Raw genomic sequence first — 25,724 nt, forward strand, 5'->3', positions numbered from 1 at the left:
TTAAATCGTAACTATATTGCCCAAAAGGGTGGCAGGGGTACATCTGTCAATTAAGACGTTCACATAATCGCCTGGTTTATGATCCCCGGTTACCGGGAAAATTACCGTGATATTGTACTCAGTCTTTCCTGAGAAATCAAGATCTGATTTCTTTGACAAACCATCGATTAGTACCCGGTAGGTTTTACCAAGATGATTGAGCAGCCTTTTATGTGACCCTTCCTGTTGTTTTGCTAATACTTCGTTGAAGCGCCTGGTCTTTACCTCCTGCGGAATGTCGTCTTCGAATCTTTTTGCTGCAAGAGTTCCCGGCCGTTCAGAGTATGTGTACATGTATGCAAAATCAAATTGTACATAATCCATCATGCTGAGTGTGTCCTGATGCTCATCTTCTGTTTCCGTACAAAAGCCGATGATCACGTCTGTGGAAATCGCGCAATCTGGAATAATCCTCCGGATCGTATTGACCCGTTCCAGGTACCATTCACGGGTATAGGTGCGGTTCATCATGTCCAGCACACGTGAATTGCCAGATTGTACAGGAAGGTGAATATGATTGCAGATATTGTCGTACTTAACCATTGTATGCAACACCTCGTCGGTAATATCCTTAGGGTGAGATGTTGAAAAACGTACTCTCAGCTCCGGATCAATCAGGGCAACCATTTCCAGAAGCTGAGCAAAGTTTGTTAACTGTTGTGACTTGCCATTTATAGGTTTGCCTACTGAATTGGTGCCATTCTCTAGTTCTAATTCCTTATTTACCGGACTCCATTTGTACGAATCCACATTTTGACCAAGGAGTGTTACTTCTTTGTAGCCATTATTAAACAATTCCCGGGCTTCCTCGACAATAGAGAACGGATCACGGCTTCTTTCCCGTCCCCTGGTAAATGGAACCACACAGAAAGAGCACATGTTGTCGCAACCACGCATGATTGACACAAATGCTGAAATACCGTTGCTGTTTAATCTTACAGGGCTGATATCCGCGTACGTTTCTTCACGTGATAAAAGGACGTTTACTGCTCTGTTTCCTTCGTCAGACTGGTTAATCAAATTGGGAAGATCGCGGTAAGAGTCGGGGCCGATAACAATATCAACCAGTTTCTCTTCCTCCAGGAATTTGGATTTCAAACGTTCCGCCATACAGCCCAGAACACCAATGGTCATTCCCGGACTTTTGCGCTTTGCTGCGCTGAACTCTCTTAACCGGTTTCTCACCCGCTGTTCCGCATTGTCACGAATAGAGCAAGTATTTATAAAAATTACATCTGCTTCTTTATACTGAGAAGTTGTTTCGAAGCCCATGTCAAGCATAATAGATGCAACAATCTCACTGTCAGCAAAATTCATAGCACAGCCATAGCTCTCGATGTAGAGCTTACGGCCCTTATATTTAGCCGTTCTTTCAATCACCAATGCTTCACCCTGTCTGGATTCATCGTGAAGAGTCGGGTGTAAAGCATCTATCACTTCAACTGGCCTGTCAAACATCTATTAAAATTATTAGGCCACAAAAATACGAAATTTTCTGTCTAATGACAGTTTGGCAGTGGTGGTTTTTTAAATAAGCTGATAAACTTTGTTAAATTGGGCTAACAAATAGTACCAGAACATATCGTTCTATAAAACTGGTTTAAATGTTAGTTTGAGATTTTCTATGGTGCATAAAAGTATGTGGGGCAGAAAGTGGCGTTGGGTGGTCTATCTTCTGGGGCTTATAGCCGCGTTGCTGACAGTCTTTGCTGTGTATCTCAATTACCGCTGGAAACCTATTTTGACTGGAAAAATCAAGACGGCTATTCAGACTTCAACAAACGGGCTTTATAGCATCAGTTTTGAAAATATCCGGACTAATATTATCAGTGGACGGATCAGTGTCAAGAATATAGTGTTCACACCCGATACATCTGTATTCACTAAAATGGGAACGGATAGTCTTGCTCCAAGGCATTTGTATTCCGTTCAGGTCAGTGAGCTTACGCTTAAGCGGGTACATCCATGGAAAATTTATTTTGATGGTATGCTTGAGATGGGTTCCGTAGTTATCGACAAGCCCAAATTGCAGGTCATATTTACAAACGCAAAACGGAATAAAGAAACTACTGCACCTGATGTAAGAACTGTTTGGCAGCGGCTTTCACCATATCTGAGGTCCCTTAAGGTACAGGACATAACTTTTCAGGACGCCGACTTCCAGTATGTCGACCGAAGTACTTCCCCAGCAAGAACAACAAATCTTAAGGGACTTACGATAAGAGTTAGTGATCTACTGATAGATTCTTTGTCGCAGTTCGACAAATCACGCCTGTATCATACACGTGATATTTATGCCGAGCTAAATTCCTATAAAAGTGTAACTGCCGACAGTAATTATACCATTCAGATCCAGCAATTTACTGCTTCTACAGCGAAAGGGTATGCACGTATTAAAGGGCTCAAACTAGTGCCGCGGTATGGTGAAATGGAGTTTGCAAATCATTTCAAAGTTCAAAAAGACAGATACAGTGCCAGCATTGAAGAAGCCCAACTCAATAATATTGACTACGGCATGTTAAACTTAAATAGGAGGCTATTAGCAACTAATTTGACTTTGAAGAAGGCAGACCTTTCCATCTTTCTAAACCGGTCGATGCCTGATTCATTGCGCGATAGAGGAATGAACTTTCCGACCTTCTCTCTGCAGCGTTTTGAATTGGATTCAAAAGTTGATACAGTTCACCTGCTTGATTCTCGCGTCAATTATTCTGAATATAATCCTGATTCAAGAAGGAAAGGCACGGTGATCTTCAGTAAAATAAACGGGCACATCCTTAATGTAACAAACGATTCAGCAAGTCTCGCCAAAAACACAAAAGCCGATGCGAAGCTTACAGCGCTGCTGATGGACAGGGGCAGGTTCAATGTAAATATGCAATTTGACCTTGCATCACCTATAGCTGCTTTCAATTTTAAAGGAGATGTTGGCAGAATGGATGCTGATATGTTCAACGCGGCTATACGACCGCTATCGTTAATTGAGATCAAATCGGGCTCATTACAGCGTATGGAATTTAATGGTTCAGGGAGCACCAAAGGAGTAAGGGGCTTGCTGACCTGCTATTACAACCATCTCAAAATTGCCCTTCTCGAAAGAAGCGAAAAAACTACCTGGTTAAAGCGCCGGGGAATTGCATCAATATTCGCAAACGTGCTAATCATTGAAAGTGACAATCCATCACCAGGCCGTCCGGTAAGAAAGGTCAGTTTCAATTACGCAAGACCAGCACATTCATCGTTCTTTAATATGATTTGGAAAGGGATGTCTTCGGCACTATTGGGAAGTATCGGACTGGATTCGGAAACACAGCGTGAAATAAAATCCCGCCTGCAGCGAATGGAAATTGAGCGTTTCCGAAGAGAAGAACGAAGAGATGAAAGGGAAAAAAGGAAAGTAAAGAGAAGGTATAACCGTAGGGTGAAGAACCAGTAAAAAAAGCTGCCCAGCATCTGGACAGCTTTTTTATTTAGGTGTGAATTATCCTACGAAGTAGTTCCAGTTAAATTCATCCGCTGCGCGTCCATAACGAATAGCATTCAGCGTTTGTAATACACGATTGGAAAATTCACGTTTTGCCGGATCGGGTAAGGTGTATACTTCGCCTTCGTGACCAATTTCCGCTATGTGAGCAATGGTTGCGGCAGTACCAGCTCCGAATGCATCAGTAATTCTTCCTTCTTTGATTGCACTTAAGATTTCGGCCACAGAAACTCTTCGTTCCTCAACCTCAATACCCCAGCTTTTAGCAAGAGTAAGTACGGTATCACGTGTAACTCCCTTTAAAATAGTATCGCGCGTTGATGGAGTAATTACTTTTCCATCAATCATAAACATAATATTAGCTGCGCCAAGCTCCTCAATGTAGGCATGCTCTCTTGAATCAGTCCATATCAGCTGATCAAAACCTTCTTCAGTTGCTCTTCTTGCAGGAAGCATGGATCCGCCGTAATTGCCGGCAGCCTTCGCAAAGCCAAACCCGCCATCACTAGCCCGTGAAAAGCTGGTTTCAATTTTCACCTTGAGATTTTTTGAAAAATATGGTCCAACTGGTCCTGTAAGTATGATGAACTTATAAGTCTCAGAAGGAGTTACACCCAAATAAGGGTCAGTAGCAAACATGAAAGGCCTTATATACAGGCTATGTCCTTCTTTCGAGGGCACCCAGTCTTTGTCGATTTCCACAATAGCTGACAGGGCTTGTAAATACATTTCAACGGGAATCTGAGGCATGCACAAACGCTCTGCAGATGCATTTGAACGTTCTGCATTTTTCTCAGGACGAAAAATGGCAATTCGTCCATCAGCATGCTTATAGGCTTTAATTCCCTCGAAAAAAGCTTGTCCGTAATGAAGTGCAGATATAGCCGGACTTAATCCAATTTCCCCGTAAGGAACAATTTGAAAGTTTTTCCATTCACCGCCTTCGTAATCAGCGATAAACATATGGTCAGAAAATGTTCTGCCAAAGGGCAAATTGTCAAAATCCGTCGTTGCCAGACGGGACTCTTCTGTTTTAGTAACAGCGATGTTTAGGGTATCGGTCAACATGGTAATTATGATTGGGAGGGGCAATTTACGAAAAAAAAATAAATGTGGTGCGGGGAAGGCCTGGTTTTGATGCCTGACTGATTGCGAAAATAAACTGAACGTAAACCAAGGGTGAAGAAAAATAGATCAGGTGAGGTAATAGGCTTTATCTCAAACAAAAGTTGATTGGATTTCATTCAGATATTGTTCAGAACCTAACCATGTAAGTCCGACCAATGTTGGACCATTGCCGAACAAAATGCAGTGACTTCAACTTATGTTAAAGGTAATTTCTGCGGGACGGTTTATCAGGAGAAAATGGGCATGGCTGTAAATCCGGCTCTTCCAAGCAAATATGTTTCCGAAGGCAAGTTCTACCTGCCGATCCGACAGTGATTGTGGTACGGACCGTTGACTGATAAGCAACTTTTATACAGACTGGCTGTAAGGAAGTGTCCGCAAAAGCGCGAATGAAATAAAGGTGGTGTAGCAAGCTACCATCTTCCCTTAGACGGAGTTCAGATTTTATAAGATAGATATCATATTTCATTTGCCTTTCTCCTAAATCATTTTTAAATTTAATTGCGCCCTCAAATTTTCACTCACTCATCACTAACCTATGAGAACGGAAGATCAAACTGACTTGCAGGAAGCATACGATCGCATCTATGTGGGGATGCAATTCAAAACACGGCGCGAAGATCTCGGACTGGATGCCGATACTATTGCAGAGGAGGCCGGGTATTCCTTAGTGCAGTACAACCAGATGGAGGAAGGCAAACGTGAGATTAGTGTAGACGATTATTTCCGAATTGCAGATGTATGGTATGCATATGAAGATGCTGAATACTCTGCTTTTGAAAGAAAATTAAGGAAAGCCTGGCGTTCTGTCAAACGACAATTTTTCTTGTGGGAGTTGCAGATTGAGCTTGTTCTTCCGGGTGCAAAATCTATTTTTGATGGCATTCCACTGCGCTTTATCGTGGCGTTAATGTTCATGGCAGGCCCTATGTTAATGCTAGTTCAGAATCAAAGCCTTTACGGTGATGACCATTTATTCACTTACATCGCGTACGGTTTGGGGAAATTGTATAGGATGATCTCGGACGTGTTGGGGTGATGTAGTAAGGGGTTCTTTCAGTTCCGAGATTAGGATGTGGAGATCGATAGCTAAAGATACAACGCATCGTTTGTGATAGTCGGCTCTATCCCGTGCTCATCAGTCGTCGGCCGATGTCAATAGAGTCAAAAATATCCCCGGTCGCCGTGATGCACCCCGATTACGGGAATTAGCCGGACTTCCACCGGTTCGCCTGAGATATTTTTTAAATCGAATTAAATCCGATTCAAAAATATCCTAAGAATATTTCTTTGTACAATCTAATGAGTAAACGGTAGTTATGGATTATTGAACGGGAATTCTGAAGTGAAACTCAATCGAAAAAACATCTTAATCGGTCGAGCCAGTATTCGATGCGGTAAGGAAGGCATTTACCCCATAGGATCAATTTATTCAATGTCTGCATGTATTCTGGTTGGAGCGATTCCTGATACATGTAAAAGACTTCTCCGATCCGGAGGAAATCATAGAATTCAATAAAGCGCTCCCCATTCTCCAATCTCTGGTATTGAGTAATGGAATAGCCGGCTTTACCGGCTACCCATTCCTGTTCCAGCGCCAGCGATTCACGGGCACTTACCATCCGATGTGCTATCGCGGATTGATTTTCCAGCCATTGATCAGGTGTATATTTTAAGATTTCTTTGATAGGGGCCATTTGACAAAACGGTATAAACCATATACGACTCCTGCTAAGAGCACACCCTGTACTATCATAGCTTTTAAGGGCTCGGGAGCAGGTTTTCCTGCTCTCGCATCGTTAAATCCCCGCGCAATATCTTCCGGAGCTGATATTATAAAATCAAATAAAAGTATAGCCAGTACGACAAGAATCGCGTAAAGTAACTTGTTATTCCATGGCCATTTAATTCTTACGGCAGCTATGTCGCCCTGTTCTTCGAATTGAATTATAGGCAGGTCGGCGAATCCCTTTGCCTCCAGAATAGTTACCATTTCCTGTAGTTCGTCGGCACTCGGACTCGTTTTTCCGCTTTCGATACGCGAATAAGCGGATTGAGTTTTGTGTACCATTCCAGCCACTTTTTCCTGAGTGTAGCCAAGTCGTTTTCTTTCGGAGCGCAGTTTTTCTGCGAATTTTTGATTTTTCATGGTTTAGTAATTTGGATTTAATTGATTTAATAGTGTTAAGTTAAAGCAGATCAAATACTTATCAAAATAAAAATCCTGGAATATGCCATTTATGCACGATTATGCGAAGAATGCATAAAACACAATCGGAACGTGAAGCTCCCATGCAGATTTCGTCATATCTGAGCTTTAATTATGCCGACTTTGATTTGCGGCAAATGCATTGTCTTCTCAACTTTGAGATGTGAAATGCACCCCCTTATGTCTGAGTACGAACAAAAGATGCTCATGCTGTTTAAAGATTTTGTGAATGGTCAGGAAAAGATCATATCGCTGCTGGAAAGGCTTACCCCTTCTGACAAGGATGTTCGCTCCGAAAAGGTTTCCAAATCGTGTAAGGATATTCATCCGGGAAAGGGTTGGATAGACCGGCTGGATGTCGCAGATATTTTTGGTAACAGTGAAAGTACCATTAAGAGATGGACAAAAGACGGCATCCTGAACGGACGCAGAATAGGCCGGAAAGTTTGGTATCGTAAGTCTAAACTTTTTGATAAAGCTAAGAAGCGCATTAAATAAACTACGCTGAATTCAACGAACCTTACGTTTTCATGCAACAACCACTGCCCTTTGATAGTCTCTCAAAGGATTCTTGTTGGGCATTTATTGGCCAAACGATAGCAAAAACCCACAGTTTGCCCTGGAAGGACCCTAGAAGAGCCCAGCAAAACGCCGTTTATATGCTAATCCCACCTGCTGGCTAACACATTCCATCGATCGGCTTGGCGATATTTCACCCTCTTATATCTGCAGATCCCTGCTGACTCATCTGAAGATTTAGCATGGTTTGATCCGGTTCATATCCGTCCAAATCAGATGATATCGGGTCATATCTGTCCAAAATTTGGCGGATAATCCGCCTTTAATGACGTTTGTGCTGTACCGGTACACAAGCAACTAATTTTTAAACTATTTAAACATTTCAATTATGGGAAAATACAAAAGAGGCATTCTCGGAGCTTTTTCAGGAAAGATCGGGACAGTCGTAGGGAGTTCATGGAAAGGCATTGATTACATGCGAAGTTTGCCTAAGCCATCGACCAAGGCGCCAAGCGAACAGCAAATGATGCAGCGCGCAAAATTTGCCTTGGTTACAGGTTTCTTCAGACCAGCAAGCGCCCTTATTAATCTGGGCTATCAGAGCCTGGCGCAGGGTAAATCCGGGTATAATGTTGCCACTGCCGATTTTATCGCAGACGCAATTATTGGCACTTATCCAAATTTCGATATCGATTACACAAAGGTCCTGTTCAGCAAGGGTACGCTTACTGGCGCTTACGGTGTAGCTATTGACTCGGAAACCGGAGCAGTCAAGGTTACATGGGATGATAACACCAATTCCGGAACGGCAAAAGCTACCGATAGAATAGTTATCCTGGTTTACAACACAGCCAAAGGGCAATTTGTGTACGACCTGAATACCGGTGCGGAGCGAAGTGCGGGAGAAGATGCACTCGCGATGCCAGCCGAGTTCATCGGTGACACAGTACAGGTATGGCTGGCCTTTATGACACCCGACAAGAAAACCTTTTCGACCAGCATTCATGCTGGGCAGATTGTGGTGGCGTAATTAACGACGAGTAGCGGCATTGGTAACGGTGCCGCCGCTTTTTGAACGGAGGTAGGAGGTTGGATGTCTGAGCTGCACGGAGATCACGTCTAAATAGAAATCGGTCGGTCGTTGGCTGCTGTGGGAGGTTCCAGCTTTCGCTGGAATGACAACGCGGAGTGTTAGAAATTTGGAGATTCCAGCCTTCGCTGGAATCTGAGGAATCGACATCATATTCTAATTCAGTTCTTCCTGCTCCTCGTACTCCGATCCTGACGAAGGTCAGGATCTCCTAATCTTTTTAGCAATGCCTGTCATTCCAGCGAAAGCTGGAACCGCATTTCGCATTCAATTATTAGGTTGAATACAAATGCTAAGTGAATATTAACTATTAAAAACAACAAAATGGAACTACTACAATCAATAACCCAACCCCGCCCCATCCGGCTCAAGACCGAAATTAAAGGGCTCATCATTAGCGCGCTCTCGTTCATTATTTTTCCCTATCTGATCCGCCTGGTCGACAGCTCTGCAGCTGCAATAGATCCCGGGGTCCTGAGCGGGATTATCCTGGCAATCGCTGCTGTATTGTTTTTCCAGGCAATTACCTGGTGGATCATCAAGGCCATCTGGCCCGCTTTCGCGATGTACTCGCGGGATCATTTTGCGGGTAATTTCAGGTCCTTGCAGGCCGGGCAGAAAGTGGCGGTTTATCTGGGGTTTTACCTGGCACTTTTATATGCCTTTATTTTAGTACTGGCTCAGTTACTCTAGGCGAGAATCAAGAACCAAGAATCAAGAACCAAGATTTCGACAAAACGGTTAAGGAATGCAGAATTGAGGATGGAGAGTTGAGAAATCGGGGATACTCATTCGGGTATCTGCCTTTTCTCCGAATAGTAAGAAGCTCATTTCTCGCTTCTCGTTTCTCGCAGCCAAGTTAAAACAAACAATCATGAAAACACAAATATCAAAGTCCCAAACAGCACTGACCAAACGGGACATAACATTCCTCAAGTTCCTCGACAATGGAACATACTCCGGTACATCAAGGCTGCAGCTCCCTGAGCGGGACAGACTGCGAATGATTATCGACTTCTTCGACATAATATTCTTTCTGATTGACGCGTGCTATCAGCGTCTCAAAAAACGGAAGAATGCGGGGCGTGCGGCTATTGCCAATCTGGCCAATGCCTTGAGGGGCAAGTTTCCGAATGTAAGTCTCGATTACTCGAAGGTGAATATCCTGGGCGGAAGTCTGGCTGCACCATGTGCTACCATGCACCAGAATTACGGTTCCAGCAAGTTAAGCTTTAGCTGGTCGCGATGCACCCAATGCAATAGTAATGAAAGTGATGAGCTCATGGCGATGATTTATTGCCCGGAGAGCAAGGAGTTCTGGAGCGAACAAAACCTGGGCATCACACGCGGCGACCGCTTCTGCACCCTCGACGTACCAATTGAATTTGATGGTAAGCAGGTGCACGTCTGGCTGGCTTACCGCTCAGCAGACGGCCGCGAGAATTCGAACAGCTCTTACATGGGCGAAGTGCTCATTAAATCCGACCCGGATGGCGACTACTAAAAGACGGATAACTATCTTCAGCACAGTGCTGAGGATAGTTTACATCAGCGTCCTCGTTGCTTATTTGTTGCTCTGGGGTCTGAGTGCAAATGGTCAAACGTCATGGAAAGCCGGCCTTATTCGCTGTCCATATCCCCCGCCGACGGGGGTTGGGGGTGGATTATCACGCTCGCAAGACCAAGTCAGGAAGATCTACACCTCCCAGATCGGCGTCCGCGAAAAACAAACCAACGCAGGAACGGAAGTAGAGAAGTATCTGCATTATGTCGGTTTGACGAAAGGAAACCCCTGGTGTGCGGCGTTTGTTTGCTGGAGCCTAGGTGAAGCAAAGGTGGGAAACCCGCGTTCTGGATGGTCGCCGGATCTTTTTAAACGAGACAAGGTTATTTGGTGTTCAGGTGCTACACCAGTATCAAGAATCAAGTATCAAGAATCAAGACTTGGGGGTGGTAATCCGGATGGACTTTCCTTTGATACTGTCGATGGGATTGACCCAGCTAGTCGCAGTGCATGCCCGCCCAGGCCGATTACTGATTACCGATTACTGATTACCAATTCCTCAGTAATTAAACCTCCCGTGCCCAATCAACGGAGTCCAGAAATGGGAGATGTCTTCGGCCTCTATTTTCCTGAGAAAGGCCGGATAGCCCACGTCGGCTTCGTGGACGAGTGGAAAGACGGCTGGGTTACGACCGTCGAGGGCAACACCAATGTTCTTGGAAGCCGGGATGGGGATGGTGTGTACCGGAAGAGGCGGCTGATACGGTCTATTTGTAAGGTAGCCAGATACGTGGAATAAATGGAGCAAAGAACAAAGAGTAAAGAGCAAAGATTGGGGCTGCTAGGTGGACGGGGGCCACCCTAATAGTTGACAGTTGGCAGTTGACAATTGACAGCGGCTGGTCGGAGAGAAGCGCTAGTTCCGACTGGCTATGCATCATGCTGACTGTCAACTGTCAACTGTCCACTGTCAACCGTCAACTGATTAGGCTGGTGCATTACAGTCAGGGTTCGAATCCCCAATGGTGCCGTTAGTATGGTGATTCCGAAACTTCGGAAGTACACCGAACGCGAAATAGGCGGTAAGTATGAGGACTCTGCTAAAATTTTTTTTTTAACTTCGAGAAACGAGCTTCGAGAAGCGAGCTTCCACCAAATCGCACAGACTCAATAAAATAGACCGTGATTAGACGCGCCTGACCGCCATAGCGAAGCGAAGGAGGGAAATAGGTGGTAAGAATGAAGACTCTGCTAAAAATTATTTTTGAGTTATACGTTTTAAGTAATACGTTATACGTCTGGACGGATAAGTTCCGATAAAGGGAGAACTATATCATACTTCGCTTCTGCGTGAACTATTGGTGCTTTTTCAGTGCTCTTTAAATACATCTTTGTCGTTTTGCTCGCATCCCTCCGCGCCCTTTGCGTTTAAAATTGCCTAATTCGGAGAGCGAAGCTCTAATAACTCACCATCAAAATTATTCCCTAACTTTATCCACCCAACCAATCTCAATGAAAGGAATCATCCTCGCCGGCGGCTCCGGCACCCGTTTACACCCTTTAACCCTCGCAGTAAGCAAGCAACTTATGCCTGTTTACGATAAGCCGATGATATATTATCCCCTTTCTACTCTTATGCAGGCTGGGATTAGGGAAATACTGGTCATCTCAACCCCGCACGATCTTCCAGATTTTGAAAAGCTCCTAGGGGATGGTACAAGGATAGGGTGTAAATTTTCATATGCGGAACAGGCAGTGCCAAATGGTCTGGCCCAGGCATTTGTGATTGGAGAGGAGTTCATCGGGGGTGACGACGTAGCACTGATACTAGGTGATAATATTTTCCATGGCGATTCGATAACCAATCTTTTGCCAACGATTAAGAATCCTGAAGGTGGTGTTGTTTTCGCCTACCAAGTTTCGGATCCGGAAAGATATGGAGTAGTAGAATTTGATGGTGATTTCAATGCGCTATCCATCGAGGAAAAGCCCTCTATTCCAAAATCGCACTACGCGGTCCCGGGTTTGTATTTCTATAACAACTCTGTAGTTGAGATCGCTAAGAATATTAAGCCATCTCCCCGTGGTGAATTTGAGATAACGGATGTTAACCGGGCATACTTGCAGCAGGGAAAATTAAAGGTGGGTGTTTTAAGTAGGGGCACCGCCTGGCTTGACACTGGGACTTTTAATTCACTGATGCAGGCGGGCCAATTTGTACAGGTTATCGAGGAAAGGCAAGGCTTAAAGATTGGTTGTATTGAGGAGATTGCTTATCAGATGGGGTTCATTAATGCCCAGGAGTTGAGAATGATAGCTGAGCCGCTCAAGAAGAGTGGGTATGGGGAGTACTTGTTGGGGTTGATAGGGTAATAAAGATAATGTGTACTAGGACCTGTCCTTTCCATATTGCAAGCTTTTATGTGGCGAAAGCTATGAAGCAATTTCGATATTAAGGTTTAGGGGCGCCTACCAAGGTCGAAGGCGAATACATTCACTGGGAGCAGTAGCTGATTCGACTTTGTAACTTCAGGGGTTAGTCGATTTTTTTATGCTTGTTGATTTTTCCGAGGAGGGAAAACAAAAACATTTTTATCCTTTTAAAAAATGTAATACAGGTGAATAATCCTGCTACAACCATTTGGAGCAATAATGATCCAAATCCTGGATCTATGTAAAGAAGCAAATTAGTTACCATTTCATTTATAAATTAACTGGGGTTGATTACTCACCGACTGGCTCCAATCATGAGGGTGTAAAATAGATATTCAGTATTATTTCCTAATGACATAATTTCTTTTTTGCAGAAAGATGACGGATAGACTGCCAGGAGTGAGCTATTGGAATCCATCAACAGGTCAGAGGTTCTTATTACTCCAAACTCTTTCGTTACATCCCCATCTTTAAGCCCCCTTAACTGGTACGAGCCATGATCCCCAAAAAATACTATGACAGCATTGGGATCGCTGGATAATATGTACCCGGTTATATCCGAGAACAGCTTACTTAATGGAATTTGAGCGTCAATATAATACTTTCTCCAGTTTTTTCTGTCTAATTCGATATTTGGGTCATAAGAGTTCGATGATGTGTGAGCAGGAAAGGGGATGTGATGGATAGAAAACCATTTGTTCGAATCGGAAAAATTGGATTGGGTGTTCTTCTTAAACAATTCAAACCGGTCTTCAATTTGCAGTTCATTATCCTTGGAAGCATTGAAATTTTTGAAAATGCGACAGAAATACCATCCCCACTGATCATTCACATAGGAGCAAAAGTTGCAGAAATTGCTTTCCAGAGGATAAAATTTGTCGATTTTACCCTGGTCAGTACCGAAATAATTCGATTTTGAAAAAAATTGCCTTTTGAAGTTTAATTTCTTAAGGTCGGTATATAATCTGCTGGAAGATAATCCATTGAATAACCTCCTGAAGTTATTTGGTGTGACATCTTTGTCATACTCCAGCAAAGACGCATACGTAAATAATGTGCTTTTATTAGGTGCCTGAATATCGTAGGTGGCAAATCCTAAGGATTCTAATTTCTGAGTAGCTACACTCTTGCCGAAATAGAGTTTTTTAAAGGCTTCTGAAGAAACCATCGCATCAATACAAATTGTGTAGACATTTCTTTTGGCCTTTAAACCTGATTTTAACGCACCCTGTTGTTGTGAATTTCCAATTTTTAAATTGTCGGCCACTATCGGAGCAAGCGAGCACAGCAAAAAGAATGTCGAAAAAAGCAGTACAACACGTAAACGCCCGCTTATAACTAATATATAAAAAAAAATGACTGCTGTTAATGCTATAGCCAGTACCTGGTACTTAGTTATGCTACCTAAGGTATAATAGAAAAAATAGATGTTAAGAGGAATAAGCAATACCAGCGGCAGAGTATTCCTTTTTAATAATTTTACTTTTTGCAGCGCAAAAACCGCGAGTATCTGGATAGATAGATTTCCCAGAAAGATCAATGACATATAGCAGAAATCCGTAAAGGGAAATTCTCCAAAGCTCTCAAAAAATGGATTGAGAAAAATAAGAAAGGATATACAGATAAATGTTACTAACTCCAGGTTAAATGACCGGATAAATTCCTGGAATTTGTTTTTCCTCGCTGAAGACATCCTATTTTATGCCAGATTCATTATAAAGCTTTATACCACAGGCATAAATTTAATATAAAGTTTTAGTTTTAGTACTATTCATCAACTGCTGTTATTCTAAATAGTTGAGTTTGCTAAAATATTCATGAGCTCATTTGCAGCTATCCTGCTGCTTTGGCCGAAATTATAGATATATTCTTTTCTGATCTGTAGGATTTTATCCGTATACGTACCCCTTTTCCGGATAGCTTCCGTAATGTAATGATCCATCCGATATAACATATTTTCCGGTATCACTTCTCCTATTTCTGACCGAATAAAAACTTCTAAAGGATCAATATTATGATCGGTGTAATTGGCGTTATTGATCTTTTTTGGGACATCTACAAATAGAACGGGTTTTTGAGTTGAGAAAGCGAATTCGATCGCTGCCCCGGAATAGTCACTTATCATTATATCGGCCTCAATTAAAGATGCGGTTGACGCTACTTCGGTTTCCAGCGTATAATTTTTGTATTTATGACATCGCGCATGGATACCCTTTAATATATGCTGCGAATGCTTGTGGGTCTCCGGATGAGGCCTCAAAATCACGTCGAAACCCGCTTTAAGAAGTGGTTCAATAAAATTTCCCCCATGTCTTTCCAGCAACGCATTTTTCCCCCAGGAAGGTGCTATTAAAACCTTAATCGCAGAATTTGGGCCGGAATTGTTGTTACTTTTTGAAGGGTGCCTGTCAAGGTCATTTGCAATAGCCTCAAGTCGGGGGTAACCCTGCCGGATAATTTTCTTTGGCTTCAGGTTATTAAGTTTTTCCAATGACTGTATTTCCCTGACCTGGTGAGGCCCTGCACAAAATATCGAATCATAAAAATCAAATGCCCGGGGCCGGTATACCATATGGCAGCTATTGATGGAATGGAATATATATGCGTAATGCTTTACTCGCTCAGACCGCTTAATATAATAAACACCCAAATCGGGCATGGTCATTATCACCAACGGACCCTCCAGCTCTACAAATACAGATGTTCTTACCGAGCCCTTACCGATACAAAAGGAAGTGACACCTTCGGGCGGTTTGATAAAAACCGGATCTGTTTGTTCTGATGTCAAATAGATAATCCTTTGACCGTGATCTTCCCACAAGCATCTTATTATTTGTTCGAAGTGAGACCAATAGTTGTAGCTCTCAGAGTAAAATATTATTTCCTGGTTTACTGATTGATATGACTGAAAGGCTCTTTTTTGAGTCCATTCGAAAGAAAAACGCTTAAACCAGGCGAGCATTCGTGTACTTTGCTTTTTATTTTAAAACTTGATGAAATATACGGTTTCAGATTTCGGCTGATTCCTCATTTATAAGCATTGGAATTTTAATCTGCGTTTATTGGTTTACGTATTTTTATAATCTTATTTTTTCTAAGGCCCTCGATCTTTGGTTTTTCAATTCCTAATTCTTCCCTCCAGAACTCATTATCATCAATAGCATCGATCACCAAAGGAAAGTCTCCATCCTGGGAACATATTACACCTCCGGGAACCAGTAGTGGATAAAAGTATTTGAGGCAGGTTTTTGTTGATGATGCCAGATCGACATCAATATAAGCCGCCAATATCCTTTCTTTAAAGCCAGGCATAGTGTCCTCAAACCATCCTTTATTGAATATACACGATTGAATTTCTCCGTATTTTTCAATGTTTCCTTTTACTTCGTCGAGGCTGCCACAAAATTTTGTTTCATCAAACCAGCCTTCGATTGAACTTCCATTAATGGTCTTTAAGTGGTTTTCATCATTTTTCGGTAGGCCTTCAAATGAATCGAACACAAATAGTTTCTTGTTAAGTTTATTTGCTATTATGCTTAATTTACTTGAACTGCCTCCCTTATAAGCACCAGCTTCCACAAAACAGCCTCCTGCGGTATCATTAAAGCCGAGCATTTCGTTTATGAAAGATAATACATGGCTTTCATTGTGCGGACAATCAACCTTCTTGTGAATATATCGGAACTGATTCTGAAGTTTCACTCTTTCCTCTAGGACGGGTACTAACTGCATAAACTTATACTGTTGTTTTGCAAGCTGATAAAATTCAGATAGTATTTCTGGAAAAAGGGCTGCCATATTAGGTTTAAAATTAATTTAGTTTGAAATAATAGTAAACTTAATATATACATATTCCGAACAATTGGCAAAGCATATTTTAATTGCCGCTTCTAAAGAATTAAAGTGACCGGGTCAGTATTTGAGAAATAAAGTCCCCGTTAACAGGCAAGGTAAAGTTATCTGCTCGCCCGGCATAATACATTTCATCTACAAGTGCGGTGATGTCTTTTGGCTCTGCTATTAACCTGACCCTGTGCCGCAGGTTTAGGCTTGACAACAAATCCCTGGACTCTCTAAGCAAACCTGTCAAGAACGCATCTTCTTCCTTTTCCATCAAATAGGCCCTGATCAATTCAGTTAAAGTAAAGCCGCATGCTAAGCCATGGGGGATACCCAGCTTAAGCGTCAAAGGGTAGGAGATGGAGTGAGCGATAGCTGTCCTGGTTTGGCTTATCGCTAGTCCCGCGAGAAGGCTACCTGTCTGCATTTTCGTTCGTGATGAAATGTCGTACGGATGCCCCAGGAGACCGGGTAAAGCCTGCAGGGCATATTGTAATGAACTAATTGCCAGGCATTCACTCAATGGGCTTCTGTTTTTATTCCAGATAGATTCCAACGCATGTGAAATGCTGTCCAAAGCGGTGTTCAAAGTTTCTTCTGCTGGCAGTGACAGGACTAGTTCAGGATCAAGTATAGCACAGGTAGGAAAAACAAGCTCCCCAGTTAATGAATATTTATTCGATGTCTCGGAATCCCAAATGGTAGCAAATGGAGTCACCTCAGAACCACTTCCGGAGGTTGTGGGAATGGCAACAAGGGGGATCTTATTGGCCCAATTTACGGGGACCTTTTTACGGAATATCTCATCCAGGGTAGGAACTGTATCATCAGCCAGCAACAGGGAGAGGGCTTTTCCGAAATCCATAGCACTTCCGCCACCGAGAGCTATAATTGCGTCAAACGATACTCCTTTTAATTCCGCAGCGGCAGCATCAATGTCATTTAGCCTGGGATTAGGGGTGACTTTATCATATACTTTTAACCTGCGCTCCCTCAATAATTTTGCAACCCGTGTCGACAAGCCTCTTTTAGTAAAGCCCGCTGTTGTGATCAGCAGAGTTCTTCCATCTGGTACATACTCGTTAAGGCTTTCGAGCGAATTTATGCCTGTAATAATTTGAACAGGATTGTAATATTTCCATTTAACTTTATTCAGTTCCGTAAGCTGCATGTTTCATAAACTTTTGCTTGTTTTCCTTGGGGGTTCCTGATGGGCGGCCCAGGTCAGGCCGCGAACCCGTTGTAATTTTTATTTCGAAAAGTACAGGGCCTGCCGTTTGCTCTATCTCCGCCCAATACTTTTTTATAGTTTCGACATCCACAGCCTGGAAATACCCCGAGTATCCGCATCCTTCCGAAATCTTCGACAGGTCCATATCCCCGGCAACTGTTGGTTGCCCTCCCACTGATTCGTGAGCTGCATTGTTCAAGACAATATACACCAGGTTACTGTTTTTCGAATTTCCTGCAATAGCGAGTGATCCCATGTGCATTAGCATGGACCCGTCTCCATCTATACATATAACTCTGCGCGAAGGCTGCGCGATTGCTGCTCCTAATGCTATGGATAGGTTATGGCCCATAGCGCCGACTGTCAGAAAGTCTGTCTGGGCCTGGCCGAGCATATTTCTGATTTCAAAAATTTCCCGGGAGGTTTTACCTGTGGCGGCAATGATGATATCTTTTGGTTTTGTCAGGCCTAAAAGAACACTTAAGGCTTCTTCCCGTTTCAGAGTTCCAGTTTGTGGGCTTTCTTTTAAAACATATTCTATAAATGTCCCAGATTTTACGAGTAAAGCCACCGGGGAATTCCTTTCCTTCAGCTCTTTATTCGCGGCAGAAAGAACGGACTGAATATTACAGTCGGAATCAACTATGTAGTACGGAATGTCAAGAAGCTCCAGTTGGGATTTGGTAATTTTGCCTTGTTTAATATGCTGAGGCTCGTCTTTTTCACCAGGTTCTCCTCTCCACCCAACTATTAACAAAACCGGGATCTGATATACTTCTGCATCAGATAGTGATGTTAAAGGATTTATTAAATTTCCAAGTCCGGAATTCTGAAGATATACGCAGCCAGTCTTTCCGGACGCAAGATAGTACCCCGAGGCAAGAGCAAGGGCGTTTCCCTCATTTGCAGTGATAATATGCAATCTTCTATCAATAGTCTCGTCTATGCACGCACACAAGTTTTTCAGCAGGGAGTCTGGCACGCCACAAAAAAGACCGAACCCGTTTTCTCGTAATATGTTCAAAAATTCCTGTGGTGATATCATTGTAAGGCGGGAATTAACTCCAGTATCTCCTGAATAGGCATCATTTTTTGATCAGCCTCAGAAGAACGCTGGTATTTGAGGATGGTTTCCGCCGTATTTACCATGGCAGGATATGCAGTTCTCAAAAGCTGATTTGCGTAGATCACTACGTTAATCCCATGGGCCGAAAGTGTATCTTCAGTAATATCATTATAGCTGCTGGGCACCGCGACCAGGGGTTTGCGATTCGGAAGATCGTTATAAAGCTTGCAAAATGCGAACACATCCTCAGCGGTTTTGCTCTTGCTATGTATCATTATGCCATCAGCGCCGGCTTCCAGAAATGCCTTTGCACGTATGAGGGCATCTTTCACCCCCTTTCCAAGGATCAGGCTTTCTATACGTGCGATGATCATAAAATCAGGGGTAGCCTGAACTCTTTTCCCGGTTTTAATTTTGTCGCAGAAGTTTTCAATGCTGTCCTGTGTCTGATTAGCGTCAGTCCCGAAGAGTGAATTCCTTTTCAGCCCCGTTTTATCTTCGATAACCACTGCCGAAACTCCCAGACGCTCCAGGGTTTTGACGGTAAAGGCAAAATGTTCGGGCTTGCCTCCGGTGTCTCCATCATAAACTATCGGTTTAGTGGTAACTTCCAGGATGTCATTCAAAGTGACAATTCTTGATGTAACATCGACAGCCTCTATGTCCGGCTTTCCTTTTGCAGTTGAGTCGGTAAGGCTGCTCGCCCACATACCGTCAAACTCCCTTCGTCCGTTATCGGTATTAATATAAATTTTTTCTACGATCAGCCCGGTAATTCCATTATGGGCTTCAAGTAAGCGCACTATTTTTTTTGATTCAATTAATCTCCTTAAAGTTTTAAGCCTGACTTCCGGCGTTGTGCCAATTTCCTTTAGGGCTTCATTCAGTTTAGTTGAAGATATACCGTCTGTATAAGGTATCTCAACTAACTGGCCGCCCCATAATTTCAAAGTGTCAATAACCCGCTGCCGTGTTTGTGACTGAACCCCTTCCTTCCAGTCGTCTCCATGGACCACAAAGTCTGGCCTTATATGCTCCAGATTGGATACATAATCTAAAGTTGCCTGAGGGACTACGCGGCTTACTCCTTTAATGTTTTTTATCACTTCTTTTCTTTGCTCGAATGTCATATGGGGCAAACGTTTGTAACTAGCTATGGCTTTATCCGTAAGTAGGCCAACAGTTACACTTCCCAATTCCCTGGCTTTCTTTATAATGTTTAAATGGCCGGGGTGAATAAGATCTGCGCTCATGCCGACATAAACTATCTTTTTGGAGGTCATATTTTAATTAAGTTCTAGAAGATTGATCGCAACGCCTAATTGATTAGAGCAGGAAAATTAAAAGAAACAAATCATTTCTAATAATAGGGATTCTGTAATATCCATGCATCTCTAAATATACTATTATATACGCATGTTAGCTTTTCATTTCCAAGCTGGAAATTCCTGAGGTTTTTTCAAATATAATTATTGCTATGCAGGAAGGAACCTAAGCAATTCAGGTGAAAGCTGTCCGCAAATTGAAGTAACTCTAACCCTGTGGAAGCAACAAAAGAGATGCAATTTTTTAGCTAGCCATTTTTTGAATATTTTACCCATCTTTAGAACCCGAATATTACAATTTACGCTTCTCATTTTAATGAACGATAGTTTGAGCATATTTATGCCTTTTTTTAATGATGCCGGTACGGTTAAAAGGATGATAAGCGATGCCTTTTATTACGGAAAAAAAGTTACCGATGATCTTGAAGTTATTGCTGTTAATGATGGGAGCACAGATCATACGCTAAAGGAGTTGAAGCGAATTCGGAAGGAATACCCAAGCCTGAAGATCATTTTCCATAAGCGGAACAGGGGGTATGGCGGTGCTTTACGATCAGGAATGGCACACTCAACTAAAAAATGGGTTTTTTATACTGATGGTGACGCCCAGTATCATTTGGATGAGCTTGAAAAACTCTGGAACTTGAGGGCTGGAGCCGATCTCGTTAACGGCTTTAAACTAAACCGTTCGGATAGTGTGATTCGAAAGATTGTCGGGTCATTGTATTCAAAAGCTATTAAGCGCACCTTTGGAACTCCCTTAACAGACGTGGATTGCGATTTTCGTTTAATCAACGGAGATATCCTGCGCTCACTTGACCTTAGTTGTAACAGTGGAGCAATAACTGTAGAGCTGGTGAAAAAAATGTATCAGAAAACGGATAGATTTAAGGAAGTTGGTGTAAATCACTATTCCCGTGAGTATGGAAAGTCGACATTCTTTACTGCTGGCAATATATGGCGGACTATCTATGACGAATTTTACCTGTTGAAGGAATTTAAAACATAAAGGCGTTCTCAATGATATATCTTAAGGGGGTTTTGAAACAACCCGTCCTCCACTTAATTCTCATATTTGCGATATCACGCCTAATGATTTTTGTGATCGGAGCCTTAAGTTATTCCATGTTCCCGGAGCATGGGCAAGTCGCGCAAAAACGAAGTCTCACCGAAATTCTGGATATTCCTGCAATTTGGGACAGGCTGGATTCGGGATGGTATGAAAAGCTGGCAGAAGAGGGCTACCCAAAACGGCCATTCACAGAAACCGAACAAGAAACATGGGGTTTTATGCCCTTATACCCGCTCTTAATTGCACTTGCATCTAAAATTTCCGGATTAAGCCTGTTTTCAAGCGGCTTATTGATTTCAAATATTTGCACATTGTTTGGGCTTTTTTGGTTTTATCGCCTGGTCCAGGAAAAGTATGAGTTGGGAATAGAGTCGGCAGGGTTGGTAATGATATCAGCAGGAAGCTTTTTCCTAAGTATAGTGTATTCGGAAGGGCTGTTCTTTATGCTGAGTGCCCTGGTGTTTTACCTGACGTTTGCAAAGCGTTTTGGATGGGCGCTCATTATTGCAGGCCTCGCATCTGTAACAAGAATTCAGGGGTGCCTTTTATTTATCATTCCTGGACTTGAACTAATGATTAATCACCGGAAACAGATTGTTCGATATCTTCCGGCCGGGTTTATTTCGATCCTGCCTATGGCATTTCTGATGATATACCTTGCAAGGACTTGCGGGGAACCACTTGCTTTTATCAAGATCCAAACCGCATGGGGAAGTTCCGACCTGTTTCCGCTACAAGGATTCCTCAGTTTGTTTAGTGGGGTACGACCGGGAGGGACCTGGACACACGCCTGTTTCTGGCTTATGAGCCTCATCATTGTGATCATCTCTTATCGCAGGCTCCCGTTATCCTACCTCATTTTTACGATATGTTATTTTATGCTGTCATCTAGCAACGAAACTCTTTATGGTTCCGCAAGATATTTGCTGGGGGTTTTGCCGGTATTTGTTGCTGCTGCAATAGGTTCGCCTTTTATCAGGCAGTTTTTTGTAGTAGTTAATGTATTATTTCTATCCCTAATGATAAGTGCGTTCGTGACTGATACGCTTACTTTTCTATGAGCACCTTAATGTATACATCGGAGTATGAAAAGATGTACCGAGCGGAAGATAAGCTTTGGTGGTATGTTGGGTTACGCGATCTTTTAAAGTATTTCGTAATGAAGCATCACTCTGCGGACCCCAGGATACTGGATGCTGGCTGCGGGACGGGGAAAAACATTGAATTCTTAAATTCCCTGGGATACACGAACGTGTCGGGATTTGATTTTTCGCACGATGCAGTTGAGTTTTGTCGCAAGCGCGGGCTGGATCATGTGACCAGGAACTCCATCACCGAGATACTCCACCCGGATTCATTTTTTGACATTGTTTACTGCCTGGATGTGATGGGAAGCCTGGGTGTAGAGGACAGGGCTCACGCTGTTTCGGAAATGTTCAGGGTTCTGAAACCGGGAGGATTCTTAATTTGCAATACTGCCGCCCTGGAGCTTTTTCGTTCCCAGCACGATGACGTCAGTAATATCGCCAAACGTTTCAGTCGTGAGGAATTCCTGATGCTCTTCGAAGGATATCATCGGAGAATCAACAAATTAACATACCGTGTATTTCTGCTCTCTCCACTGATCTTGATATATAAGCTTGGGAAAAAATTATTGGCCAGGATAGGCGGGTCGAGCCGGTCAAAGTCTGATCAGGTCATATTTCCCTTGGGTATCAACTGGTTTTTAACCCAGATCCAGTTACTGGAGAACAAAATAATCGAGGGCATCGACCTGCCATTCGGTTCTTCCATTTTCATTGTGCTCACGAAGGCTTGAACCCTGATTTCTCATTGGTATTTTACCGTTCAGATTTGCTGATCACTTCTGAAATATATTCTATGTCGTTCACGGTATGGAAGGTAGAAATTGGCAGGCTTAAAGTAGTTTGATGAATAAGCTCCGATAGTGGGAATTGCTGGCCCCTGAAGAGCTTTTTACAGGACGATTGCTGGTGAGGGGGCAGGGGGTAATGGATTTCTGTTCCGATCCCCTTAGTGAGTAAGAATTTTTTTAACTCGTCCCTGCGGGGATGCCTGACGTTAAAAATGTGCCATACGGCTTCTCCGTTTTCCATCGGTATCGGCAAAACTATCTCGCTATTAACTATCTTGCGGAGATATTCCTCAGCCAATTTTCTTTTATGGTCATTTACTTTTTCAAGCTTCCGGAGCTTTATTCTTAAAAATGCAGCCTGAAGTTCATCCAGCCGCGAATTGATGCCAATATACTTATTAAAGTATTTTGTTTCGGAGCCGTAATTGCGCAGTGCTTTCAGTTTTGCAGCTATTTCTTCATTATCGGTAACAATTGCCCCGCCATCCCCCAAGGCACCCAGGTTTTTTGTAGGATAAAAGCTAAATGCGCCGGTAGTGCCAAAGCTGCCTACTTTTTTATCCCGGTAAGTTGCGCCATGTGCCTGCGCACAATCCTCAATTATAGTAAGGCCATACTGATTTGCAATTGATATTATCGGATCCAGTTCACACGGCCTGCCGTACAGGTGAACGATCATTATTGCACGGGTACGTGAAGAGATCTGCGCTTCAATCCCCTCCGGATCAATATTATAACTTCTGATTTCCGGCTCTACAAGGACAGGCTTATATCCAGCCTTGATAATACTGAATATAGTAGCGATATAGGTATTTGATGGAACCAGTATTTCTGAATTTTTGGGGAGGTCTAAGGTGAGTATTGATAAATACATGGCGTCAAATCCGGACGCCACCCCTACGCAATATCGGCTTCCGCAATACCGGGCAAACTCTTTTTCAAACTGATCGACCTCGCCATTAAGAATATACATTCCGTTTTCCAGGAAAGATTTAAACGCCGGAATAAATTCCGCTTCATAGGGAGCATTGACTTTATTAAGATTTTCGTATTCGAGCATTTATTCAGAATAGGGAGTAAAAATATAATCCGAAGGATCGTATTCTGTTGAAGCCAGGACCATCAAAATAGCATCCTTCGAAAAATGATCCATGGTATGCCAGTCTTCAGGATTTAAGATTAGGCACCGGGAAGGTTTATCAAGAATAAATACCTCAGTGGCCAAGCCATTATTATTTATTATGCGGCAAGAACCTTGTATGCATATAGCCGCCTGAACGGTAGTTTTATGGCGATGTCCCCCCCGACATGACTCATCTACCCCGTAAATGTAAAAAATTCGGTTAATGGTAAAAGGAATAACTTTTTCAATGACCGTTAAATTGCCTTTTTCGTCGGTATGGGTTTTAAGATCTATTAACTCAGGCATGCGTCATCGTGTTCAATTGGCCAGTTTTACAAAGTACATAAATAGTCAGAATTGTTAAGATTGCAAGGCAATAAACTTGAATAATTGGAATATCGCAAACACCAACGGCACCCATAAAGCCGCAGACAGTACTTTACTGAAAGATAGTTTCGAAGTAGCTAGGTCAATATCTTTAAGCATCCGCCCTAGGTGGTAATCAAGAACTATCCCCTTGTCCAATTGGAATATCCCATTGACTACCGTGAATTATATCGCCAATACCTATCAAATAACCTGTATCACAACCATCATTATCAGTATTAAGACGAATATACATTTCCTGGCGTAGCGGCTGATAAGATTTGACCCAATTTTATAATTACAATTTATATCTTCGCAGCCATGAAACTAGCCATAGTTGGTACCGGATATGTGGGTTTAGTAACGGGCACCTGCCTGGCAGAAACCGGCAATTCTGTTATATGTGTTGATATAAACGAGGAAAAGGTTAAAATGATGCAGGCGTTCAAATTGCCGATCTATGAACCGGGACTGGAGTTGCTGTTTCATAGGAATATCGAACAAGAGCGTCTGAAGTTTACGACAAACCTGGCGAGTGCTATCGAGGATGCACATATCATATTTCTTGCTTTACCAACCCCTCCGGGCGGCGATGGAGCTGCAGATTTAAGTTACGTTTTAGGTGCAGCTGAAGATATAGCGAAGCTAATTAAGGATTATAAAGTTATAGTCACCAAATCCACTGTTCCGGTTGGCACAGCAGACAAAGTGATCAAGGTGTTTAAGGATAACACGAATGTTGAAGTAGATGTTGTTTCTAATCCTGAATTCCTTCGGGAGGGAGTAGCTGTAGAAGATTTCATGAAGCCTGATCGAGTCGTTGTTGGAACAGAGAGTCCCCGCGCGCAGAAGCTGATGACAGAATTATACGGGCCATATGTTCGGCAGGGAAATCCGATCATATTTATGGATACCCGGTCTTCAGAATTGACCAAATATGCTGCTAACTCCTTCCTTGCAACCAAAATCACGTTTATGAATGAGATCGCCAATCTTTGCGAGCTGGTGGGAGCTGATGTTGATGCAGTTCGGAAAGGTATTGGATCGGATGACAGAATAGGTAAGCGTTTCTTATTCCCGGGAGTAGGTTATGGCGGAAGTTGTTTTCCAAAAGATGTTCAAGCCCTGGCACAGTCAGCGAAGGAAAATAAATACGACTTTAAGATTCTGGAATCAGTGATGGAGGTTAATGATACCCAAAAAACCATCATGGTCGAGAAGATGAGAAAATATTATGGTGGCAAACTTAAAGGTAAAAAGATAGCGGTCTGGGGTCTGGCATTTAAACCGGAGACAGACGACATTCGCGAGGCACCATCATTGTACATTATTGATGAATTGCTGAACGACGGCGCTGAAGTGAGTGTTTTTGATCCGGAGGCTATGGACCATGTAAAAAAGCTCAAGGGAGACACGGTT

General features: G+C 42.8%; 24 protein-coding genes. 12 read left to right on the forward strand and 12 right to left on the reverse strand.

The features are described from left to right. Positions 1–1,497, reverse strand: a complete 1,497-nt coding sequence (gene miaB / locus B5X60_RS13490) for a tRNA (N6-isopentenyl adenosine(37)-C2)-methylthiotransferase MiaB (RefSeq protein WP_170878453.1) — start codon at positions 1,495–1,497, stop codon at positions 1–3. 181 nt (positions 1,498–1,678) lie between these two features. Between miaB and B5X60_RS13495 the strand changes: the two genes are divergently transcribed. Then, entirely contained in the window at positions 1,679–3,475 is a 1,797-nt protein-coding gene (locus B5X60_RS13495) for an AsmA family protein (protein ID WP_079703201.1), read from the forward strand. Between the two features lie 45 nt (positions 3,476–3,520). On the opposite strand, the gene B5X60_RS13500 is transcribed toward B5X60_RS13495, so the two are convergent. Beyond that, positions 3,521–4,588 carry a branched-chain amino acid aminotransferase gene (locus B5X60_RS13500; RefSeq protein ID WP_079703279.1) on the reverse strand — a complete coding sequence of 356 codons (1,068 nt, stop codon included), beginning with the start codon at positions 4,586–4,588 and terminating at the stop codon, positions 3,521–3,523. 601 nt (positions 4,589–5,189) lie between these two features. Here B5X60_RS13500 and B5X60_RS13505 point away from each other — a divergent pair. Next, positions 5,190–5,690, forward strand: a complete 501-nt coding sequence (locus tag B5X60_RS13505; RefSeq protein ID WP_079703202.1) for a helix-turn-helix domain-containing protein — start codon at positions 5,190–5,192, stop codon at positions 5,688–5,690. A 313-nt stretch (positions 5,691–6,003) separates the two neighbouring features. Here B5X60_RS13505 and B5X60_RS13510 read toward each other — a convergent pair whose 3' ends face one another. Both B5X60_RS13510 and B5X60_RS13515 read right to left on the reverse strand, forming a co-directional pair. Beyond that, positions 6,004–6,348: a helix-turn-helix domain-containing protein gene (locus tag B5X60_RS13510; RefSeq protein ID WP_079703203.1), complete on the reverse strand. Its 345-nt coding sequence runs from the start codon at positions 6,346–6,348 to the stop codon at positions 6,004–6,006. After that, positions 6,324–6,800, reverse strand: a complete 477-nt coding sequence (locus B5X60_RS13515; RefSeq protein ID WP_079703204.1) for a helix-turn-helix domain-containing protein — start codon at positions 6,798–6,800, stop codon at positions 6,324–6,326. The genes B5X60_RS13510 and B5X60_RS13515 overlap by 25 nt, the downstream gene beginning before the upstream one ends. A gap of 240 nt (positions 6,801–7,040) precedes the next feature. On the opposite strand from B5X60_RS13515, the gene B5X60_RS13520 reads away from it, so the two are divergent. The 6 genes from B5X60_RS13520 to rfbA all read left to right on the forward strand — a co-directional run bounded on the left by B5X60_RS13520 (position 7,041) and on the right by rfbA (position 12,346). Continuing rightward, positions 7,041–7,358: a helix-turn-helix domain-containing protein gene (locus B5X60_RS13520; protein ID WP_079703205.1), complete on the forward strand. Its 318-nt coding sequence runs from the start codon at positions 7,041–7,043 to the stop codon at positions 7,356–7,358. Between the two features lie 409 nt (positions 7,359–7,767). After that, complete coding sequence (locus B5X60_RS13525) at positions 7,768–8,409, forward strand: DUF6266 family protein (RefSeq protein WP_079703206.1); 642 nt, start codon at positions 7,768–7,770, stop codon at positions 8,407–8,409. A 384-nt stretch (positions 8,410–8,793) separates the two neighbouring features. Further along, on the forward strand, positions 8,794–9,162 hold the full coding sequence (locus B5X60_RS13530) for a hypothetical protein (protein ID WP_079703207.1): 369 nt from the start codon (positions 8,794–8,796) through the stop codon (positions 9,160–9,162). Positions 9,163–9,343: 181 nt separating this feature from the next. Further along, positions 9,344–9,973: a DUF6266 family protein gene (locus B5X60_RS13535; protein ID WP_079703208.1), complete on the forward strand. Its 630-nt coding sequence runs from the start codon at positions 9,344–9,346 to the stop codon at positions 9,971–9,973. Next, positions 9,960–10,772, forward strand: a complete 813-nt coding sequence (locus B5X60_RS13540) for a CHAP domain-containing protein (protein WP_079703209.1) — start codon at positions 9,960–9,962, stop codon at positions 10,770–10,772. Before B5X60_RS13535 ends, B5X60_RS13540 begins: the two co-directional genes overlap by 14 nt. Before the next feature lie 713 nt (positions 10,773–11,485). Beyond that, positions 11,486–12,346, forward strand: coding sequence for a glucose-1-phosphate thymidylyltransferase RfbA (rfbA, locus tag B5X60_RS13545; protein WP_079703210.1), 861 nt, complete (start codon positions 11,486–11,488; stop codon positions 12,344–12,346). 355 nt (positions 12,347–12,701) lie between these two features. Here the strand turns inward: rfbA and B5X60_RS13550 are convergent, their stop codons facing one another. The 6 genes from B5X60_RS13550 to aepX all read right to left on the reverse strand — a co-directional run bounded on the left by B5X60_RS13550 (position 12,702) and on the right by aepX (position 19,826). After that, on the reverse strand, positions 12,702–13,952 hold the full coding sequence (locus B5X60_RS13550) for an alkaline phosphatase family protein (protein ID WP_139377471.1): 1,251 nt from the start codon (positions 13,950–13,952) through the stop codon (positions 12,702–12,704). Positions 13,953–14,195: 243 nt separating this feature from the next. Then, positions 14,196–15,194 carry a CDP-glycerol glycerophosphotransferase family protein gene (locus B5X60_RS13555; RefSeq protein ID WP_170878454.1) on the reverse strand — a complete coding sequence of 333 codons (999 nt, stop codon included), beginning with the start codon at positions 15,192–15,194 and terminating at the stop codon, positions 14,196–14,198. Positions 15,195–15,454: 260 nt separating this feature from the next. Then, positions 15,455–16,021, reverse strand: a complete 567-nt coding sequence (locus B5X60_RS13560) for a TylF/MycF family methyltransferase (protein WP_221406249.1) — start codon at positions 16,019–16,021, stop codon at positions 15,455–15,457. A 283-nt stretch (positions 16,022–16,304) separates the two neighbouring features. Beyond that, positions 16,305–17,417 (reverse strand): phosphonoacetaldehyde reductase, encoded by a 1,113-nt coding sequence (locus B5X60_RS13565; protein ID WP_079703214.1) that lies wholly within the window; start codon positions 17,415–17,417, stop codon positions 16,305–16,307. After that, a complete protein-coding gene (aepY, locus tag B5X60_RS13570) occupies positions 17,395–18,522 on the reverse strand; it encodes a phosphonopyruvate decarboxylase (RefSeq protein ID WP_079703215.1) in 1,128 nt (375 codons plus the stop codon). Before aepY ends, B5X60_RS13565 begins: the two co-directional genes overlap by 23 nt. After that, positions 18,519–19,826, reverse strand: coding sequence for a phosphoenolpyruvate mutase (aepX, locus tag B5X60_RS13575; RefSeq protein WP_079703216.1), 1,308 nt, complete (start codon positions 19,824–19,826; stop codon positions 18,519–18,521). Before aepX ends, aepY begins: the two co-directional genes overlap by 4 nt. Positions 19,827–20,184: 358 nt before the next feature. Between aepX and B5X60_RS13580 the strand changes: the two genes are divergently transcribed. The 3 genes from B5X60_RS13580 to B5X60_RS13590 are packed head-to-tail and all read left to right on the forward strand — an operon-like array spanning position 20,185 to position 22,759. Continuing rightward, on the forward strand, positions 20,185–20,877 hold the full coding sequence (locus B5X60_RS13580; protein WP_079703217.1) for a glycosyltransferase family 2 protein: 693 nt from the start codon (positions 20,185–20,187) through the stop codon (positions 20,875–20,877). 11 nt (positions 20,878–20,888) lie between these two features. Continuing rightward, a complete protein-coding gene (locus B5X60_RS13585; protein WP_139377472.1) occupies positions 20,889–22,001 on the forward strand; it encodes a hypothetical protein in 1,113 nt (370 codons plus the stop codon). 32 nt (positions 22,002–22,033) lie between these two features. Further along, positions 22,034–22,759 (forward strand): class I SAM-dependent methyltransferase, encoded by a 726-nt coding sequence (locus tag B5X60_RS13590; RefSeq protein WP_245803525.1) that lies wholly within the window; start codon positions 22,034–22,036, stop codon positions 22,757–22,759. A gap of 22 nt (positions 22,760–22,781) precedes the next feature. Here B5X60_RS13590 and B5X60_RS13595 read toward each other — a convergent pair whose 3' ends face one another. Further along, on the reverse strand, positions 22,782–23,876 hold the full coding sequence (locus B5X60_RS13595) for a DegT/DnrJ/EryC1/StrS family aminotransferase (protein ID WP_079703220.1): 1,095 nt from the start codon (positions 23,874–23,876) through the stop codon (positions 22,782–22,784). After that, positions 23,877–24,245, reverse strand: a complete 369-nt coding sequence (locus tag B5X60_RS13600; RefSeq protein WP_079703221.1) for a sugar 3,4-ketoisomerase — start codon at positions 24,243–24,245, stop codon at positions 23,877–23,879. 381 nt (positions 24,246–24,626) lie between these two features. On the opposite strand from B5X60_RS13600, the gene B5X60_RS13605 reads away from it, so the two are divergent. Beyond that, on the forward strand, positions 24,627–25,724 hold a 1,098-nt coding region (locus B5X60_RS13605; RefSeq protein ID WP_079703222.1), incomplete at its 3' end, for a UDP-glucose dehydrogenase family protein.

This window comes from Daejeonella lutea (assembly GCF_900168015.1).
Lineage (GTDB): Bacteria > Bacteroidota > Bacteroidia > Sphingobacteriales > Sphingobacteriaceae > Daejeonella > Daejeonella lutea.

Coding starts and splice junctions, on each gene's coding strand:
- miaB (WP_170878453.1), bottom strand. CDS start 1,497: ATGTTTGACAGGCCAGTTGAAGTGATAGATGCTTTACACCCGACTCTT.
- B5X60_RS13495 (WP_079703201.1), top strand. CDS start 1,679: ATGTGGGGCAGAAAGTGGCGTTGGGTGGTCTATCTTCTGGGGCTTATA.
- B5X60_RS13505 (WP_079703202.1), top strand. CDS start 5,190: ATGAGAACGGAAGATCAAACTGACTTGCAGGAAGCATACGATCGCATC.
- B5X60_RS13510 (WP_079703203.1), bottom strand. CDS start 6,348: ATGGCCCCTATCAAAGAAATCTTAAAATATACACCTGATCAATGGCTG.
- B5X60_RS13515 (WP_079703204.1), bottom strand. CDS start 6,800: ATGAAAAATCAAAAATTCGCAGAAAAACTGCGCTCCGAAAGAAAACGA.
- B5X60_RS13520 (WP_079703205.1), top strand. CDS start 7,041: ATGTCTGAGTACGAACAAAAGATGCTCATGCTGTTTAAAGATTTTGTG.
- B5X60_RS13525 (WP_079703206.1), top strand. CDS start 7,768: ATGGGAAAATACAAAAGAGGCATTCTCGGAGCTTTTTCAGGAAAGATC.
- B5X60_RS13530 (WP_079703207.1), top strand. CDS start 8,794: ATGGAACTACTACAATCAATAACCCAACCCCGCCCCATCCGGCTCAAG.
- B5X60_RS13535 (WP_079703208.1), top strand. CDS start 9,344: ATGAAAACACAAATATCAAAGTCCCAAACAGCACTGACCAAACGGGAC.
- B5X60_RS13540 (WP_079703209.1), top strand. CDS start 9,960: ATGGCGACTACTAAAAGACGGATAACTATCTTCAGCACAGTGCTGAGG.
- rfbA (WP_079703210.1), top strand. CDS start 11,486: ATGAAAGGAATCATCCTCGCCGGCGGCTCCGGCACCCGTTTACACCCT.
- B5X60_RS13550 (WP_139377471.1), bottom strand. CDS start 13,952: ATGTCATTGATCTTTCTGGGAAATCTATCTATCCAGATACTCGCGGTT.
- B5X60_RS13560 (WP_221406249.1), bottom strand. CDS start 16,021: ATGCTCGGCTTTAATGATACCGCAGGAGGCTGTTTTGTGGAAGCTGGT.
- B5X60_RS13565 (WP_079703214.1), bottom strand. CDS start 17,417: ATGCAGCTTACGGAACTGAATAAAGTTAAATGGAAATATTACAATCCT.
- aepY (WP_079703215.1), bottom strand. CDS start 18,522: ATGATATCACCACAGGAATTTTTGAACATATTACGAGAAAACGGGTTC.
- aepX (WP_079703216.1), bottom strand. CDS start 19,826: ATGACCTCCAAAAAGATAGTTTATGTCGGCATGAGCGCAGATCTTATT.
- B5X60_RS13580 (WP_079703217.1), top strand. CDS start 20,185: ATGAACGATAGTTTGAGCATATTTATGCCTTTTTTTAATGATGCCGGT.
- B5X60_RS13585 (WP_139377472.1), top strand. CDS start 20,889: ATGATATATCTTAAGGGGGTTTTGAAACAACCCGTCCTCCACTTAATT.
- B5X60_RS13590 (WP_245803525.1), top strand. CDS start 22,034: ATGTACCGAGCGGAAGATAAGCTTTGGTGGTATGTTGGGTTACGCGAT.
- B5X60_RS13595 (WP_079703220.1), bottom strand. CDS start 23,876: ATGCTCGAATACGAAAATCTTAATAAAGTCAATGCTCCCTATGAAGCG.
- B5X60_RS13600 (WP_079703221.1), bottom strand. CDS start 24,245: ATGCCTGAGTTAATAGATCTTAAAACCCATACCGACGAAAAAGGCAAT.